Origin of the sequence: Pseudoalteromonas sp. UBA6610 (genome assembly GCF_002433295.1) — a bacterium.
GTDB lineage: Bacteria > Pseudomonadota > Gammaproteobacteria > Enterobacterales > Alteromonadaceae > Pseudoalteromonas > Pseudoalteromonas atlantica.
The window spans coordinates 1-13,839 of sequence record NZ_DJHW01000104.1; the positions used below are offsets into that span (position 1 = coordinate 1).

A 13,839-nucleotide genomic window follows, 5' to 3' on the forward strand; every position below is an offset into this window, starting at 1 on the left:
CTGCCTTGCCTAAAAACCAAACATGCTGCTGCAAATTCAACCATCAAAGATCAACACGCCCTAGTATAAGCAAATAAAAATGCCGCTAAATTTAGCGGCATTTTTTTATAACTTCTAATACTTCATTCATCACTTAAAAAAGCTATAATTTATTAGCTAGTGGACTTAAACGCAGGCGATTCGCAGGCTTTTACAATAAAAGAATAGCCATAAGGCATAGTTTCATTTGGCGTAATCTCTACTATTTCGTAATCGTTCAACTCTACCACTTTGCTATTTTTGGCTTTTTTACACCTTGAGTATTCATCCGCTTCGTAATTAAATGCAAACATCGCTATAAGGTGTTTACTACGCCCAAAATAACCTTCAGTAGCAACAAATGAACTTGCAGATTCGGCGAATTCATTTATTTCTTCTGCTTTTTGCGAGCTGGTTTGAGTTTTTGTTTCCTGTTTAGCCAGCCTTTCATTTAGGTTGACCATAGCATGCCCCTTCACCTCAGGAGAGTCACTAGCCAGCTCTCTTCCAAAATAGAAACCGTTTTCTATATCTGATAGAAATGTTGCTTCATCCCTATCGTCCAATAAAGGATAGAGGGTACTTAAAGTTATGAAGGCTAATATTAATCTAATAGATGCGGTAAGTAAGGGAGAGTAGCTTTGACTTATATATTTAATGCTTTGCGATCCAAATGGCTTTATAAGTAACAGCATTATGATATAAAAGGGTAAAATAAATTGAAATATTAGTAATGTACAGAGTGTAATTCCTAATGCCCAAATGGGTAAATATATCAAAGTTGCAAAATTGTGTGTGTAGCTCATGTTTGCAGCTGATACGTGAGTTACATCGTTAACAATACTGCTTGCATTTGCCAAAACAAAATTAGCAATGGTTGCATAAAAAACCAAAATTAAAGCTTTGCCTGCTAAAGAGTGCCATAGTTTATTAAACTTTGGCCAAAATTCAATTACCAAGGCAGTCATTGTTAAAAGCGCGCAAAGTGACCAGGATTTAAAGAAAATCACAGATATAAGCGCTGCTAAGTAAAGCTTTTGCGCGGTGCTAAGGCTAAACCATATGGGTTTAATATGCTTATCAATATCAGCTTTAAGAGGCTGCAATTTTTTTTGCAGCTGTTTAAATAGCCTACTGGCTCGCCATTTTATAATTTTATAACGCCTTAACACCGACTTTCCTTATCGTATGAGGTAATAAACCCCAGTTAGTTTAATAGGGGCTTTAGGTAATGCCCAGTATGCGAGCGTTCACATTCGGCTACTTCTTCAGGCGTGCCTGCAATGAGTATTTCACCGCCCCCAGCGCCCCCTTCAGGGCCTAAATCAACCACCCAGTCTGCGGTTTTAACCACATCTAAGTTATGCTCAATTACCACAATGGTATTACCATGATCGCGCAGGCGATGTAATACCACAAGTAGCTGTTCAATATCGGCAAAGTGAAGGCCGGTTGTTGGCTCATCAAGTATATACAGTGTTTTACCTGTATCGCGTTTAGAAAGCTCACGAGCCAGTTTTACACGTTGTGCTTCACCACCAGAGAGCGTGGTAGCAGCTTGCCCTAGGCGAATATACGATAAACCTACGTCCATTAGCGTTTTAAGTTTACGCGCTATTGCAGGTATTTTATCAAAGTAGTCGTGCGCGTCTTCAACGGTCATTTCGAGCACTTGGTGAATGTTTTTACCTTTGTATTGCACTTCTAAGGTTTCGCGGTTATAGCGCGCGCCCTTACATACATCACACGGTACATATACATCAGGTAAAAAGTGCATTTCTACTTTAATTACACCATCCCCTTGGCAAGCTTCACAGCGCCCGCCTTTTACGTTAAAGCTAAAGCGACCTACTTTATAGCCGCGAGAGCGGGCTTCTTGTGTCCCTGCAAATAACTCACGAATACCGGTAAAAATACCTGTGTAGGTTGCAGGATTTGAGCGCGGTGTACGACCAATTGGGCTTTGGTCAATATCAATAACTTTGTCAAAGTGATCAAGGCCACTAATTGATTTATACGGCGCGGCTTCTGCTGTGGTCGCGCCGTTAAGCTCAGTATGCGCAAGCTTAAAGAGTGTATCGTTAATGAGCGTTGATTTACCTGAGCCCGATACCCCTGTAATACAGGTTAATAAGCCAAATGGAATTTTTAAGTCTACATTTTTTAGGTTATTACCTGTGGCACCAAATAGCTCAAGCCATTTGTCGCTGGTTGGGTTACGCTCTTTTGGCACTTCTATTTTGCGCACGCCTGATAAAAACTGGCCAGTTACCGAGTCTTTAGTGGCTAAAATATCGTCACGTGTACCTTGTGCAATAATGTGTCCGCCGTGTACACCCGCACCTGGGCCAATATCAATAATGTGATCGGCTGCGCGTATCGCGTCTTCGTCGTGCTCAACAACAATAACGGTATTACCTAAGTCGCGTAAATGTACCAATGTTTGTAATAAACGGTCGTTATCGCGCTGGTGTAAACCAATTGATGGTTCATCCAGTACGTACATTACGCCTACAAGGCCTGCACCTATTTGGCTGGCTAAACGAATACGCTGGGCTTCACCACCTGAGAGGGTATCGGCACTGCGCTCAAGTGATAAGTAATTAAGGCCTACATTAATTAAAAACGATAAGCGGTCGCGAATTTCTTTCAGGATTTTTTCAGCTATTTGGGCTTTTTGGCCTGTTAGCGATAACCCTTCAAAAAAGTCCATCGCTTCGCCAATACTCATAGTCGTTATAGCAGGTAGGTTTGTTTGACCTATAAATACGTGGCGTGCTTCTTGGCGTAAACGCGAGCCATGACAACTAGGACACGCTTGGCTAGTTTGATATTTAGCGAGCTCTTCACGCACCGAGTTTGACTCAGTTTCGCGATAGCGACGGTTCATGTTGTTTAACACGCCTTCAAACTCGTGGTTGCGTGTTATTAAATCGCCTCTGTCGTTACGGTAGTTAAAGGCTATTTTTGTTTGCCCTGAGCCCTCTAAAATAATTTTTTGCGATTCTTTAGCCAGCTTTTCAAATGGCACATCTAAATCAAAGTTATAGTGCTCGGCGACCGCCTGTAGCATTTGAAAATAATAAAAGCTGCGTTTATCCCATCCTTTAATAGCACCGCCGGCAAGGCTGAGCTCTGGGTTATGTACCACACGGTTAGGATCAAAGTATTGGCGTACGCCTAAACCATCACAGCTTTGACACGCACCTGCAGGGTTATTAAACGAAAATAAGCGCGGTTCTAATTCGGTCATTGCGTAGCCACAGGTGGGGCAGGCAAAATTTGCCGAGAACAGCATTTCTTCTATCGTGCTGTCGTCCATGAAGGCTACATTTGCCACACCGCCAGACATCTCTAGTGCGGTTTCGAACGACTCTGCTAAACGCTGCTGTTGGCCATCTTTTACTTTAAAGCGGTCAACCACCACTTCAATAGTGTGTTTTTTATGAAGCTCAAGCGTTGGCGGATCTGATAAGTCGCATACTTCGCCGTCTATACGAGCGCGAATGTAGCCTTGGCTTGCAAGTTGCTCAAGTAATTTAATGTGCTCACCTTTACGATCTTTAACCACTGGCGCTAAAAGCATCAGCTTAGTGCCCTCTGGCAGTGCTAAAACGGTATCAACCATTTGGCTAATTGTTTGAGCTGCAAGCGGTAAGTCGTGGGTTGGGCATCGTGGTTCGCCCACGCGGGCAAACATTAAACGCAAGTAATCGTATATTTCGGTAATGGTACCCACTGTTGAGCGAGGGTTGTGCGATGTAGATTTTTGCTCAATAGAAATGGCGGGAGAGAGGCCTTCAATATGATCAACGTCGGGCTTTTCCATTAACGATAAAAATTGCCTTGCGTAGGCAGAAAGTGACTCAACATAACGACGCTGTCCTTCTGCATATAAAGTATCAAATGCCAGTGATGACTTTCCCGAACCAGATAGGCCTGTGATAACAATTAATTTATCACGTGGGATGGTTAGGCTGATGTCTTTTAAATTGTGCGTACGGGCGCCTCGGACTTCAATGTTTTCCATGCTATCTCGTTTATTACCAAAATTATTTGTCCAGTATCGCATAATACGAAACATTATTAATCAATGATCAACGAAAAAATCCTTACTTATAGGCGATTAATTATTGCCAAGCTTGTGGTAGAATCCCAGCCTAAATTTTTCATATCGTAAGAATACGCAGATAATGACCGCATCTTCACTTAATTCACGAGAAAAGCGCGCCGCTGTATCGCTGGCGAGTGTGTTTGCATTTAGAATGCTTGGCTTGTTTATGCTGATGCCTGTATTGGCTATTTATGGCCAATCGCTTGATGGTTTTTCGCCTATGTGGATAGGATTTGCTATTGGCGCGTATGGCTTAACGCAAGCGGTACTGCAAATTCCTATGGGGCGTTTGTCAGATAAAATAGGCCGTAAAAAAGTCATTGTTGGTGGCTTAGTTGTGTTTGCGTTGGGCTCTGTTATTGCAGCCCTTGCTGAATCTATTCAAATGGTTACAGTGGGCCGTGCACTACAAGGTATGGGCGCTATAGCCAGTGCGCTGCTTGCTTTTGCCAGCGACCTAAGCCGCGACGAACAGCGCCCTAAAGTAATGGCGGTGATTGGTATGAGCATAGGCATGAGCTTTGCTTTTGCTATGTTACTTGGGCCTATTGTTGCCGCGTCGTGGGGTGTAGCAGGGGTGTTTTGGTTAACAGCAATCCTTGCCGTGTTTGGTATTGGTATTATTTTATTTCTAGTGCCCAACGCAGTAAACAAAGCGCCCAAAGGCGATACCTTGGCAAGCTTTAGTGATATTAAAAAGCTTATTAAGCATCCGCAATTATCGCGCTTAAATGCAGGTGTATTACTGCTACATTTAACGCTAACCACTATTTTTGTGGTACTGCCAAGCCAACTAATAAAAGATGGCTTAGTGGCAAACCATCATTGGTATTTATATATTCCAGTATTGCTGTTAGCGTTTATTTTAATGGTCCCTATTATGATTATTGCCATTAAAAAAGAAAAAGAAAAACAGGCGTTTATTGGCTCAGTAGCACTGCTTTCTATTAGTATGTTTGCTATGTCTATTTGGGTGAATAGCGTGGTTGGCATTGCCATTTGTATGTTGCTTTATTTTGTAGCATTTAATTTTTTAGAAGCCACTATGCCTGCGCTTGTATCGCGTATTGCGCCCGCTAGCCAAAAAGGTTCGGCTATGGGTGGGTATTCGTCTAGCCAGTTTTTAGGGGCTTTTTTAGGTGGTATTTTAGGGGGTTATGTTGCTCAAACTACAAGTACGCAAGCTGTGTTTGCGGCAGCGGCACTTGTTGGGTTAATATGGCTTATTATTGCGTGGAAAATGCAAGTCCCACCGAAAAGTAAAGTTATTAGTTTAATGACCAATTTAAGTTCTGAAGAGCAAGCTCAAGCACTTGCTTCTCAGCTAGTTGCTTTACCTGGCGTAATAGAAGCAACAGTAGTACGCGACGAAAGCCGCAGCTATTTAAAGATTAATGATAAAGAATTTGACCTAGACCAAGCACGTAAAGTAGCTGGTTTAATCTAACGTTTATAGGAGAAGGTTCCATGGCACGCGGTGTGAACAAAGTAATTTTGGTTGGTAATTTAGGACAAGATCCTGAAGTTCGTTACATGCCTAATGGCAATGGTGTAGCAAATATTACCTTAGCAACGTCAGACAGCTATAAAGACAAAAACACTGGCCAAATGGTTGATAAAACTGAATGGCACCGTGTAGTATTTTTTGGCAAGCTAGCTGAAATTGTTGGTGAGTACTGCCGTAAAGGCTCGCAGATTTACGTTGAAGGTAAACTTCAAACACGTAAATGGACCGACCAACAAGGCCAAGAAAAATACACAACAGAAATCGTTGTTGATGGCTTTACGGGTCAAATGCAAATGCTAGGCGCTCGCGGTGGCGATCAGCAAGGTGGTGGTTATCAAGGTAATCAAGGTGGCCAACAAGGTGGCGGTTACCAAAATAATCAACAAGGCGGTGGCTATGGTCAAAACAACCAAGCTCAAAACAGCCAGCAAGGTGGTTATGCACCACAGCAACAAGCTGCACCAGCACAACGCCCAGCTGCAGCACCTGCTCCACAGCAAAATAACCAATACCAACAATCAAACAACAGTGGCTTTGCTCCTGGGCAAAGTAATGCGCCACAGCAGCAAGGTGGTTTTGCACCTAAGCCGCAAAACGCCCCTCAGGGCGGTGCATCAAATCCTATGGAACCAACAATAGATTTTGATGACGACATTCCGTTTTAACCAAAGACAAAATGTAAAATGTTGAAAAAAACATCTAAAGCCGCTATTTAGCGGCTTTTTTGTAACTACACGTTTTAGCACAAAAGGCACTGTTTCTATCTACCATTTAACGCCTTAAAGTCACTCAAAACGCGCTATTAGCGCCTTTTTATAGGCTAAAAATTGAATGGCACATATAACTAAAAAGCAGCCTGAGTAAGTCACTAACTGAGCAACTGGCTCGGGGCGAACAAAATATTCATGTAACAGCGCCCCAATTAACGTACCCGCCAATAAAACATACGCAACATAGGTAAACAGTGCTTTTTGCTTTTCATTTTTAATAAACAAAAGAGCAAGCATCATTAAACCCACTACCAACTCCAGTAAACCAACGCTATACATATAAATTTTAGCGTTAACGGGCAGTACCTGCGCAAAGTAGCTAAAGGTTTTAACGCTTACCTGCGCTGCTAATAATTTTGGCAGGGCAAACTTAAACATAAAAAGCGCGCTGGCTAAATTTAAAAGGTTACTAAATAAATTCTTCATGAAAGCTTATGCCTTAATAAAGCAGCCGTAAGGTAATAAACGCCACGGCTGCAATTTAAATGGTTACACAACAGTGCCGCGAATAGGGTAGTTATTTTGCTCTTTAATAAACTTTAGGCCTCTTACAACCACGTCTAACTCAGGGCGTAAATACGGGGCATTAGAAATATTTACAGCTTGCAATACCCCTTGCTCATTTACGACAAATATCGCGGGCTCTGCAAAGTTGTGAACGGTTTCTTGCTCAGAGCGAGGTGAGGAAATATACAGCCCAAGTTGTTTCATTTGCTGCTGTGTTAATCCATACGCAATAGGAAAGCTAACCGCGAGCGTGTCCATGCTTTGTGTTAGCTGTGCGCGGCTATCTGCAGAAACGGCACAAACGCTCACCCCAAGTGCCTTTAATGCGGGTAATTGCGCTTCTAGTAAATTTAAGTAACGCATACAAAGCGGGCAATGCTTGCCTCTGTATACCACGAGCATTTGCCACTCGGCGCCACCGTGCGGCTTACTTAGATCTGCGGTTGTACCATCGAGCAAGTGTGCAGTAACTGTTGGAAATGAATTACCGGCTATTAATTTAAATGACTCTGACATAAAAACCTCTTTTATACTGATTGTGAATGATTTTTTTTAACAAATAAGTACAGCGCGGTGAGTGCACATAAGCTGATACAGCTAATAAAAATATTGCGAGTGCCTCCTGGGATATATTCAACAAACGATGTTAAAAATTGCCCAGAAAAAACAGCCATTGTGAAATAAGAGAGGTTACGACCGCGAACAGAGGCTGCGCTGCGCTCTACGGTCATATGGTTTAATAGTGGGATGCTAAAACCAAAGCCAATACCGCTAAACACAGCGCCTATTACCAATAACGCTGTACCCGTTTGTAAAAAGAAAGCAAATGATGCCCCATAGCCTATAAATGCCAGCGCAAGTACTTTTTGCTCGCCCATTTTTTTAGTTAACTGAGGCATAAAGTGTGCCCCAACAACAGCCACTAACGAGATGAAAGAGAGTAAAAACCCTACTTGTTCTTCATTATAATTTTGCGCATGCATTGTGCTGGGTAGTAAAACAATTGCGCTAAAAAACGTGATCATTGCAAGCACAGCCAGCGAATACACATGCTTAAGAGATAAGCCTTTATTTGATATTACGTGCTCTTGTGTTGCTTGTGCCTCTTGTGCTTGAGGGTGATTACGCGGCACAAAAAGTAGCAACATGGCTAAAAATACCCAAGAAATAAGGTACAACGATAATGGTAAAGCCCAATGCTGCACAGCAAGTAGGCCACCTATAAATAGAAATATAACGCCACCGAGCTCTATTGCCATACCTTGCTTAGCAAGCATGCCTAGGCGCGCTTTACCAAAGTACCACTGTGATATTAAAACGGTACAACCGGCCATAACAATTGAGGTAACACCGCCAAGCAAAATACGGTTAGCAAAAACCAACAACGGCCCTTGTAACCAATACACGCTTGCACCTAAAAAGCCGTATAAAAATAAGCCAATAATTAATGAACGGTAAGCGCCATATTTATCAATTAATTTACCTGCAATAGGCGCAAATATAACAGCCCCTAAAGCCGGTAAGGTCACTAAAAATACCGCACTGTCAGCAACATTTAGGGCTGTTGATATACTGATTAAACCAGGTGCAACCAATGCACCCACCATGATTGTTAAGCAAGCTATACACAGCAAAGTGTAGCTTCCTGCGTTATTGAGTTTATTCATAAGTATTCTCTGTTTTTAAATGGGGCAACTAAGGGGGACTTACGCTTAGTTGCAAGGAGTTAATGGCGGTTATTTTTTTGCGAGAGAGTTAAAAGCAGCGCTGATGGTAATTAACACTACACTAAGGACGACTACGCCAGGCCACTGGTACAAAGCAAAGGCTTTCACACCAATAATTGAGCCAAAGGCGCCGCCTAAGTAGTAGCCGAGCATGTAAACACCATTAATACGGCTTTGTGCGCTTGGGTCTATGCTAAATACGCGGACTTGATTGGCTACTTGTGCGCTAAAAATAGCGAAGTCGATTAAAATAATACCGATAATTAGGGCTATTAGGTTTCCTAAAAAAACGCCTGTAATAGCAAAACCAATTGCGGCAAGTGTGAGTACTATCATGACTAATTTTTTAGAGCCCAACGCATTGACCCACTTACCCGAAGACTTAGCCCCTATTACGCCAGCTAATGCGATGATGCCAAATAATCCGGCCTCTTGGGCACTGTAGTTAAAAGGTGCATCACTGACATAAATAGCTAAAGTAGCCCACAGTACATTAAAAGCAGCAAACCAAAGCGCGCCAGTTAAAGTAAACACTTGTAGTGGTTTGTGCTGTTTAAATAACGCCACTGTACTTTTAAGTAGCGGCCAGTAACGTAAGCTAGTTTGTGGTTTATTTAGGGGTAAAAAGAGCCTAAGTAGTACACCAAATAGCGCAGCTAATATTGCAGACATAACAAATACGCCACGCCAACCAAAGTGCTCTCCTACAAAGCCGCTTAACGTGCGTGAAAGTAAAATACCAATGGTTAGACCCATCATTAAGGTGCCCAATGTCGCCCCTTTATTTTCAGCAGATACAAGTGATGCCGCAAAAGGGATTAATTGCTGGGTAATGTTGGCACTTATCCCTATTAAAAATACCGACATTAATAACAGCGGTAAGTTAGGTGTAAATACGGCAAAGCTACATGCAATAACCAGTAAGCCCGATAAAATGCTTATTAAGCGCCGACGCGCAATAGAATCCCCCAGCGGCGAAATAAACAATAGGGCAAAAGCGTAACCAAACTGAGTAAATGCGGGAATGCTACCAAGTTGTGAATCCGTTAAATTAAACTCGTTACCAATCAGAGGTAAAATTGGCTGGCTGTAATATAGGTTTGCAGCGGTTGCTGCAATGGCGGTTGTCATCAACAATAAAATAAAGCGACTTAACGAGGCGCTTTGAGTTACCTGGGTCATTTTGCTCTCCAACATTAAAAGGTAGGCGAATGATAGAGGGAGATGCTTGATGTTAGAAATGTTTAAATTTGATGGAATCTATACAAATAACGTATAGTTGCTGCTATACCTCTCACACAGAGCAAATTTGAGTCGCACATGGATATAAAAATATTAAAAAGTTTTATTGCAGTGGCTAAGCACCTGAGCTTTTCAGAAGCGGCTCAAGAGCTACATACTGTTCAACCCGCTATAAGTCGCCATATTTCTTCGTTAGAAGAGCAGCTAGGTGTTAGCTTGTTTATCCGTAACTCTCGGGAGGTGTCGATCACGCAAGCGGGAGAGCAGTTAGTTAAAGATGCCACGGCAATTTTAGCGCTTACAGAGCGGGCTAAAAATAAGGTTAAACTGGTCGATAGCGGGCAGTTAGGCTCGCTAAGTATTGCGTATTTAAGCTCTGCGTGTTTAACATTTTTGGCCAAATTAATCCGAACGTATAAGTCGCAGTTTCCTAATGTTCACGTTACCTTGCTAGAAATGACCGCGACCGAGCAAATAGAGGCCCTTAAAAGCGAACGGGTAGATGTCGCGTTTTCTCGGCCGTTACCAAGCACCATAGCCGATGAGTTTATAAGTGAAACTATGTACGTTGACCGCCTCGTAGCGGTGGTCAACAAAAACCATCCCTTTGCATCGGTGCAAACTATTGATTTGAAAACCCTTAAAAATGAGCCATTTATTCTTTTTAATCGCGACGAAGCCTTAGGGTTGTTTGATGAAATTATTACTCGTTGCAAGCGCGCTGGCTTTTCACCTAACATTATTAGTCAGCCAAGGCATATGCAAACCTTAGTAACAGAGGTTGCCGCCGGTTTAGGGTTAGCTATAGCGCCTTATTGTGTAAGTAAATTATATAGCGAGGGTTGCCATTTTATAGAGTTAGAAAAGGTCGACACACAAATTTATTTGCAGCTGCAATACAAGCAAATTAACAGCAGCGCTACCACGCAAGCGTTTGTAGAAATGGCACTTGATGCCCAAGCAGAGATTCAGCTTAGCATGCGTAATTGAGTTGGCTTTATAAAAGCGCTTTTAGCTAACTTATGCACTGCAATAATTAGCGAGGCGTAAATGCGCAAAAACGCAAAAACACCTTTGTAATTTACATCTCATTTAATTGATTTGTAACTAATTAACATCTACTCTAGTGGTACTAATTACTTCAAGCAACTATGAGAAACATGAAAGCCATTATTTTATTTTTATTTCTTGTTTTTCAATTTGCCAGTTTGCCGGTAAGCGCTCAACCGGATTCTAAAATTACCAATGTCTTATTTATAAATTCTACAAACCAACATATGCCTTGGCATAAAAGTGTTGAAGAGGGCTTAAATAGCGAGCTATCAACACGGACTTTTGACTATGAGCTTTTTGTTGAAAACATTGATGTGGGGCGCTTTGATGAGGCCACTCAAAAGCAATTAATGAGCGACTACCTTACGCAAAAATATAAAAATAAGCACATAGATATTATTGTCACGCTATCACCCTCAGCAGCCACGTTAATATCGCAATTGAATGATTTTTTTACTAGCACGCCAAAAGTTTATATTGAGCCTGGCGAACAGTTTAGGCTGCCGGCAAACACTAATAGTGCCTCAATGCAGGCTAAGTTAGACTACAAGCAAGCAACCGCCAGCGCGGTTAATTTAATGAAACCTAAAAAACTCATAGTCATCTTAGATACTAAAAATGAAATAGGTAGAAACTTTTATACAGGGCTGTTTAATTTTATCAGCCAAGATTTTTCGTATTTAGAAGTTGAGCAATGGTTTGATCTTCCGGCTGCTGAACTGATGAAAAAAGTAAAAAATGCGCCTTCAGACGCCATTATTTTATTTACCCCTATATTTAGAAATTACGAAAATAAGTCGATTAGCCCGTATCAGCTCGTCAGCTTACTCGCTCAGCATAGTAACGCCCCCATTTTTAGCTACTGGGAAGTTTTATTGGGCTCAGGTGTAGTGGGTGGTTATGTTTTATCAGGTGAGAAAATAGGTAAACGCGTAGGTGAAGCTATTATTTCTTACAGTGAAAATAACGTGTTACCTACTATAAGCGATGAAAATTTAAGTGTTCATAAATACGATTGGCGACAGCTAAAAAAATATAATGTTGCCCCGCAAAGCCTGCCAGAAAAATCGATTATTGCTTATTACAAGCCGAGTTACTTTGAACAAAATAAAGTGTTAATTTACAGCGCCGCCATTACTATTTTTGTATTGAGCGCTTTTTTAGTGTTTGTATTACGATTAAACCGCCGCCGCATTCAGCTTGTAAATGCGCTTGACGAAGAAAAGCTACGACTTGAATCGCGTGTAGAGCAACGCACTAAAGAGCTATTACAAGCTAAAGAAGAAGCAGAGCAACTTACCTCGTCAAAATCAGAGTTTTTAGCCAATATGAGTCATGAGATCAGAACCCCAATGAGTGGCGTTATAGGGCTGACAAATATTTTATTGGGCAAAAACTTACCTGAAGAAGATAAACAGTATTTAGAAAAAATAAAGTACTCGTCAGATCAATTGCTTGTGGTTATTAATGACATTTTAGATTTTTCAAAAATCGAGTCAGGAAATATCAAACTCGAGGCCTTTGCATTTTCGTTAAACGCGGTTGTCGATTATATAACGACCACATTTGAAAATAGGGCGCGGAGTAAAGGTATTGCGTTTGAGATTAATATTAGCGATAACGTGAAACATAACTTAGTTGGCGATGTGGTGCGTATAAACCAAGTATTAATTAACTTGTGCTCTAACGCGATTAAGTTTACCTCTAATGGAGCTGTTTCGGTGCAAATAGACGCAGAAGAAGCCCCCCATGGCACCAAAAGTATTGTTTTACGCTTTAGTGTTAAAGACACCGGCATTGGTATTGATGAAAAAAGCTTACCTAACTTGTTTGAGTCATTTACTCAGGCCGACAGCTCTACAACCCGAAAATACGGGGGAACAGGGTTAGGCTTAGCCATTAGTAAACGTTTATGCCAAGCAATGGGTGGCGATATTTCTGTAAGCAGTACGCAAGGTGAAGGCAGTGAGTTTATTGCTACCATAAACGTTGAGGTAAACACCCAAGCATTAATAGAAGACAGCCCACAGTTATCATTTGCTGAACCATTTGATGTATTACTAATAGATGATAACGAAGATGATTTAAGCTTAATTAAAAGTCAGCTTAGTGCAATGGGACTGCGTTGTACGCCTTGCACGCAGGCAAGTGATGCAATAGAGATAATTAAAGAAAATATAAACACTTATAAAATTATTATTGTTGATTGTGAAATGCCGACCATGAGCAGTGAAACGTTTTTTACCCGCATTTACAAAGTAAACCCACAGCTTTGCAACAATATTATTGTACTTACAGCAAGCAAAAACGACGCAATTTACGACATAGCTAAAAAAATAAACATTAAAACTATTTTGCATAAGCCTGTGCTTACCAGCGTGTTATTTGAAGCGATGAAAAGCAAAGTGGTTAGCCCTTCTACAAGCAATACCCATAAACCTGCCACCGAAAAGCCACTGCAAGGGGTAAAAATACTCGTTGTGGAAGATAACGCCATAAACAGGTTAATTGTATCCGATATATTAGCCGCCAGTGGGGCGCAAGTGCACGTAGTAGAAAATGGCTTAGAATGCATACAAACCGTAAAATTAGAAACGTTTGACATTATTTTAATGGATATTCATATGCCCATTATGGACGGTGTAGAAGCGACTAAAGTAATACGCAGTGACAGCAATACTGCGCTTGCCTCTATGCCTATCATTGCGTTAACTGCAAACGTAATGAAAGATGATATTACTCACTACCTATCTATTGGTATGAATGCACATGTTGCTAAACCAATAAAAGCTAAAACATTACGCGATACAATAATTAATTGCTTAAATAAATAAACTTATCAATTACCTACCTTTAATAGCAGGCTTTAACGCCTGCAACGTTAAAAAACAAAACGTAAAA

General features: G+C 41.3%; 10 protein-coding genes. 4 read left to right on the top strand and 6 right to left on the bottom strand.

Annotation, left to right across the window (positions count from 1 at the left end; translation table 11 throughout):
* Nucleotides 1-152: 152 nt before the first annotated feature.
* Both B4F91_RS13845 and uvrA read right to left on the bottom strand, forming a co-directional pair.
* Nucleotides 153-1,190 carry a hypothetical protein gene (locus B4F91_RS13845; protein ID WP_286939039.1) on the bottom strand — a complete coding sequence of 346 codons (1,038 nt, stop codon included), beginning with the start codon at nucleotides 1,188-1,190 and terminating at the stop codon, nucleotides 153-155.
* Between the two features lie 35 nt (nucleotides 1,191-1,225).
* The gene (gene uvrA, locus B4F91_RS13850; protein WP_286939040.1) at nucleotides 1,226-4,048 is read right to left on the bottom strand and encodes an excinuclease ABC subunit UvrA; all 2,823 of its coding nucleotides are present in this window, start codon (nucleotides 4,046-4,048) and stop codon (nucleotides 1,226-1,228) included.
* Between the two features lie 163 nt (nucleotides 4,049-4,211).
* On the opposite strand from uvrA, the gene B4F91_RS13855 reads away from it, so the two are divergent.
* Both B4F91_RS13855 and ssb read left to right on the top strand, forming a co-directional pair.
* Nucleotides 4,212-5,579, top strand: a complete 1,368-nt coding sequence (locus B4F91_RS13855) for an MFS transporter (protein WP_024032520.1) — start codon at nucleotides 4,212-4,214, stop codon at nucleotides 5,577-5,579.
* A 20-nt stretch (nucleotides 5,580-5,599) separates the two neighbouring features.
* Nucleotides 5,600-6,304 (top strand): single-stranded DNA-binding protein, encoded by a 705-nt coding sequence (ssb, locus tag B4F91_RS13860; RefSeq protein ID WP_024032519.1) that lies wholly within the window; start codon nucleotides 5,600-5,602, stop codon nucleotides 6,302-6,304.
* 120 nt (nucleotides 6,305-6,424) lie between these two features.
* Here the strand turns inward: ssb and B4F91_RS13865 are convergent, their stop codons facing one another.
* The 4 genes from B4F91_RS13865 to B4F91_RS13880 form a co-directional block, all read right to left on the bottom strand.
* Nucleotides 6,425-6,835, bottom strand: a complete 411-nt coding sequence (locus B4F91_RS13865; protein ID WP_055254627.1) for a hypothetical protein — start codon at nucleotides 6,833-6,835, stop codon at nucleotides 6,425-6,427.
* A 63-nt stretch (nucleotides 6,836-6,898) separates the two neighbouring features.
* On the bottom strand, nucleotides 6,899-7,432 hold the full coding sequence (locus B4F91_RS13870) for a redoxin domain-containing protein (RefSeq protein ID WP_286937734.1): 534 nt from the start codon (nucleotides 7,430-7,432) through the stop codon (nucleotides 6,899-6,901).
* 11 nt (nucleotides 7,433-7,443) lie between these two features.
* A complete protein-coding gene (locus B4F91_RS13875) occupies nucleotides 7,444-8,583 on the bottom strand; it encodes an MFS transporter (protein WP_055254624.1) in 1,140 nt (379 codons plus the stop codon).
* A gap of 69 nt (nucleotides 8,584-8,652) precedes the next feature.
* The gene (locus B4F91_RS13880; protein ID WP_138576979.1) at nucleotides 8,653-9,825 is read right to left on the bottom strand and encodes an MFS transporter; all 1,173 of its coding nucleotides are present in this window, start codon (nucleotides 9,823-9,825) and stop codon (nucleotides 8,653-8,655) included.
* 138 nt (nucleotides 9,826-9,963) lie between these two features.
* Between B4F91_RS13880 and B4F91_RS13885 the strand changes: the two genes are divergently transcribed.
* Entirely contained in the window at nucleotides 9,964-10,875 is a 912-nt protein-coding gene (locus B4F91_RS13885; RefSeq protein WP_138576981.1) for a LysR family transcriptional regulator, read from the top strand.
* Between the two features lie 170 nt (nucleotides 10,876-11,045).
* On the top strand, nucleotides 11,046-13,772 hold the full coding sequence (locus tag B4F91_RS13890) for a response regulator (protein WP_286937737.1): 2,727 nt from the start codon (nucleotides 11,046-11,048) through the stop codon (nucleotides 13,770-13,772).
* The last annotated feature ends 67 nt before the right edge of the window (nucleotides 13,773-13,839 follow it).

Bases quoted from the DNA above. Each gene is read 5' to 3' on its own strand.
- uvrA (WP_286939040.1), bottom strand. From the start codon at position 4,048: ATGGAAAACATTGAAGTCCGAGGCGCCCGTACGCACAATTTAAAAGAC.
- B4F91_RS13855 (WP_024032520.1), top strand. From the start codon at position 4,212: ATGACCGCATCTTCACTTAATTCACGAGAAAAGCGCGCCGCTGTATCG.
- ssb (WP_024032519.1), top strand. From the start codon at position 5,600: ATGGCACGCGGTGTGAACAAAGTAATTTTGGTTGGTAATTTAGGACAA.
- B4F91_RS13865 (WP_055254627.1), bottom strand. From the start codon at position 6,835: ATGAAGAATTTATTTAGTAACCTTTTAAATTTAGCCAGCGCGCTTTTT.
- B4F91_RS13870 (WP_286937734.1), bottom strand. From the start codon at position 7,432: ATGTCAGAGTCATTTAAATTAATAGCCGGTAATTCATTTCCAACAGTT.
- B4F91_RS13875 (WP_055254624.1), bottom strand. From the start codon at position 8,583: ATGAATAAACTCAATAACGCAGGAAGCTACACTTTGCTGTGTATAGCT.
- B4F91_RS13880 (WP_138576979.1), bottom strand. From the start codon at position 9,825: ATGACCCAGGTAACTCAAAGCGCCTCGTTAAGTCGCTTTATTTTATTG.
- B4F91_RS13885 (WP_138576981.1), top strand. From the start codon at position 9,964: ATGGATATAAAAATATTAAAAAGTTTTATTGCAGTGGCTAAGCACCTG.
- B4F91_RS13890 (WP_286937737.1), top strand. From the start codon at position 11,046: ATGAAAGCCATTATTTTATTTTTATTTCTTGTTTTTCAATTTGCCAGT.